Genomic DNA, 3,590 nt, shown 5'->3' on the forward strand with positions numbered 1-3,590 from the left:
ATATTTGGTTTGAATTTCCTGCTCAATCTGGCGAATCATTTTTTCTGCCACAGGTGCATAGGCGGTATATTTCAATGCTTGAACCGCTTTGCCTTCATGATGATTGCGCACCGTACCGACAAAAATACCAGTACCACCACATTCAGGAAAAGTTTGAATCTGATCAAAACTCTCTAGGCTTAAGGCTGTGTCCTGAATCCGTGAAAATTGTTTCAATACATCCATTTCAGCCTCCTGCCACGGGTGACAGCAACACTAAGATACTGTCCGAATTAAGCTTACTTTGACGTGGAATAATGTCCTCACCGATGGCACAGGCACATCGTTCAATCATGGCAAAAGCGGCAGGACATTGTTGTGTAACTTGATCCAAGATATCGGAGACAGTGCTATTTGGACTGCAAATGATTTCCAGGTTTTGCGGCAACTGTCGTTCTACCGCACCGAAGGCTTCAATTTTGATTTTGATCTGTGGCATCTTAACCTCCAAGCATGTGCATGCTGATTTTGCGACTGTTTTGATTCATATTTTGATTTTTCAAACGCTGCTCAATTGCATGAAAGCCCTGTTCTTTGTTCCAGATATAATTGGATAAAGCGCTATATAAGCTCACTTCACTCAAAGGTTCACATGAAGCCAGTGCCTTAATTTCAGCTTTAAGATTTAATCCCTTTGGGGCAAACAGGCAGTTATAGAATTCGCCTTGCGCAGTTAAACGTACCCGGTCACAGGTTCCACAGAATGAATGAGTAATCGTGGATATCATCCCGATGGGATGACCATCAATAAAATATTGTCGTGCTGGGTCTGAATTTAACTGAGCTGAATCATTGGCTTGGCTGGTCACTGTAAATTCAGTGGCTAGAGTGTTTAAAATTTGCTGTTCACTAACCACATGTTCGCTCGACCATTTCCGGTCACCATCCAGCGGCATGAATTCGATAAAGCGTAAGGGGATTTTTTCCTGAACCGACCAGCGTGCCAAAGGCAAAATTTGATTGTCATTGATGCCGTTCATTAATACGCTATTGATTTTAATCGGTAGTCCAGCAGCTTGAGCTACACGAATTCCGTCGAGTACCGGTGCCAGCTCTTTTTGTGTGAGTTGTTTAAATTGGTCAGCATCCAGACTGTCCAGACTGATGTTCAAATCATCCAGTCCAGACTGCTTTAAGGCATCTGCATATTGCTTGAGATAATGTGCATTGCTGGTCATGGAAATGCGTTTAAGCCCAAGCTTTTTTAAATCCTGCAGCTGTGCAATAAAATGCACCACGCCCTGACGCATTAACGGTTCACCACCGGTGATCCGAATAGATTCAATACCACGGCGCACCATAAAATCACAAAATTGGTAGAGTTCTTCAAAACTGAGCAAGTCGTGTTTTTTCATCCATTCCGGATGTTCAGGCATGCAATAGACACACTTAAAATTACAGCGATCGGTCACTGAAATCCGCAGTTTACGCTTGCCACGACCAAACTGATCGACAAATTGCGCTTCGGTTTTAAGCTCTGTCATCATATTCATCTTGAACATCCATCTTCAGGCATTTTGTTGCGACTGCACACCTATTGTGCGCAAATGTTGAATCGCCCAATCTTGTTATGATTAGATTTGCAATAAGTGTTCCAACTTTGTGCCAAAAGGCGAAGTATTTAGATTTAACGAAAAATATTCAGTTTTAATGCAGAAATTTGAGTTGTTGATGCTGTTGCAGCTCATCCATTGAATTAATACTGTGAAAAAACAGTGCGTGATTTTTAAAACGTGCCACTTGTGCGTGCAAACCTGCAAAACAGTGCTTTAAACTGCGCTGTTTTTGTTCAAGATGGATCATCAAGGTGACTAAGCTGCTACGTTTAACCAGGCAAAATGGATACAGTGCCTGACCGTTTATTTCCACATACGCGACTTCCGCCAAGCTATTTTTGGCTAAAGCCTGATGCAATTTTAAAATCACTTTTGGCGGAATGTAAGTCACATCACAGGGTACAAACAGCACATGGTCTGCCTGTACATGTGACCAGGCACTTTTCATGCCCATGAGCGGACCTAAAAAACCACTTTCATCATCCTGATAACAATGAATGCTCGGAATCATTTTTTGATAGATCGAATCATCACGGTGACTATTGATCCAAACTTGTGCAACATGTGATTTAAGCTGTTGATGAATCTTGATCAGTTGAATCTGATCATCAAATTTCTGCAACAGCTTATTGATGCCATTCATGCGCCGTGCCTGTCCACCAGCTAAAATCACCAGGTCGGTGTCTGGATAAACTGACTTATTTATTCCTTTCTTCATTTTTAGCTTCATTGCACTGCCTCCGCTTGACAGGCTTTAATCAGGCCTCGAATTTCAGGTAGACATGAACCGCAGTTCCCCCCAGCTTTTAAACAGGCCGTGACTTGTTTTTCATCGGTGATATTTTGGGTTTTAATGGTTTCAATAATGCGGTTTTTGCCGACTTTAAAGCAGCTACACACCAATGGCCCTTCATTATTGGCCATCGACATTGCTTGTCCGGCAAGCAGCGCCTTACGGTGCATCGCACTTAAACGCTCACGCTTAAACAGGCTCGCCACCCAATCACGATCTGGCAAGAGTGCATAAGGCGCGATATATAAACTCGCAATCAAATGCCCATCTTTCAGCACGACACTATGGCTGATATGCGCAGTTTGATCTTCAATATTCAGCCATTCAAAACTTTCATCCTGAAACGGCAACAGCTCTTTTAAGTGCTCGGTGATCTGGGTGAATTTTCTGCGGTCTGCCAGTTCATAGCGCACAGCTTTGGCTGTGGTAATTTTCGTCCACCACACCGTGTTTTCGATGGAGGATTGCACAACTTTTTCAAAGCCCTGACGCACATAAAACACGCCCTGCCACTGGCTATAAAATGGATGGATGATCACCGGGGTATGTTTAAACTCAGGTTCACCAGAAATGGCATCCACCACCGGATTGACTACTTTACCAATACGGGCATCGGATGCGACCTGATCGTTCCAGTGAATCGGTGCAAAAACCTGTCCACGGCGAATATCATCACTGACCGTGGCACGTAAAACGCAATTACCCCACTTGGATTTGACTTCAACCAATTCCCCGTTTTTCACGCCATATTTCAAAGCATCATGCGGATGGATTTCACAATACGGTTCTGCCCGATGGCTACTTAAATTGGCAGATAAACCGGTACGGCTCATGGTGTGCCATTGGTCACGGATGCGGCCGGTATTTAAAACCAAAGGGAACTCTTTACAGATTTGATTGACCGGATTGATTGCAGTAATGGCAATGAACTTAGCCTTGCGATCTGCATGGCTAAACTGCCCTTGGGCATACAAGCGAGCGACTGCATCTTCTTGTTGGTCTTTAGACCAAACTGGCCACTGCACCGGTTTCAGTTCATCATATTCAACTTCTGTTAAATCCGTTAAGCCATTTAAATTAAAATAACGGAAATTCGCCACTTCATTACGATTTACTAAATCTGAATTTTGTTCAGCGGATAATCGTGCATGTTCCAAAAAGATTCCATGGCTATTGTTAAAGTCAAAACCATGAAATCCCAT

5 protein-coding genes are annotated in these 3,590 nt (G+C 43.2%); all 5 read right to left on the bottom strand.

Going from position 1 to position 3,590, the window contains the following annotated elements; genetic code table 11:
* Positions 1–225, bottom strand: a 225-nt coding sequence (locus ACKI4H_RS10185) for a molybdenum cofactor biosynthesis protein MoaE (RefSeq protein WP_407305456.1), incomplete at its 3' end; no start/stop codon positions are given.
* A 1-nt stretch (position 226) separates the two neighbouring features.
* A complete protein-coding gene (locus ACKI4H_RS10190) occupies positions 227–478 on the bottom strand; it encodes a MoaD/ThiS family protein (protein WP_407305458.1) in 252 nt (83 codons plus the stop codon).
* Position 479: 1 nt separating this feature from the next.
* Entirely contained in the window at positions 480–1,532 is a 1,053-nt protein-coding gene (moaA, locus tag ACKI4H_RS10195; protein WP_407305460.1) for a GTP 3',8-cyclase MoaA, read from the bottom strand.
* Positions 1,533–1,686: 154 nt separating this feature from the next.
* A complete protein-coding gene (locus ACKI4H_RS10200; protein WP_407305462.1) occupies positions 1,687–2,313 on the bottom strand; it encodes a molybdenum cofactor guanylyltransferase in 627 nt (208 codons plus the stop codon).
* A gap of 8 nt (positions 2,314–2,321) precedes the next feature.
* The coding region (locus tag ACKI4H_RS10205) for a molybdopterin dinucleotide binding domain-containing protein (protein WP_407305463.1) at positions 2,322–3,590 on the bottom strand (1,269 nt) is incomplete at its 5' end.

It is taken from the genome of Acinetobacter sp. (assembly GCF_045628685.1).
Classification (GTDB): domain Bacteria; phylum Pseudomonadota; class Gammaproteobacteria; order Pseudomonadales; family Moraxellaceae; genus Acinetobacter.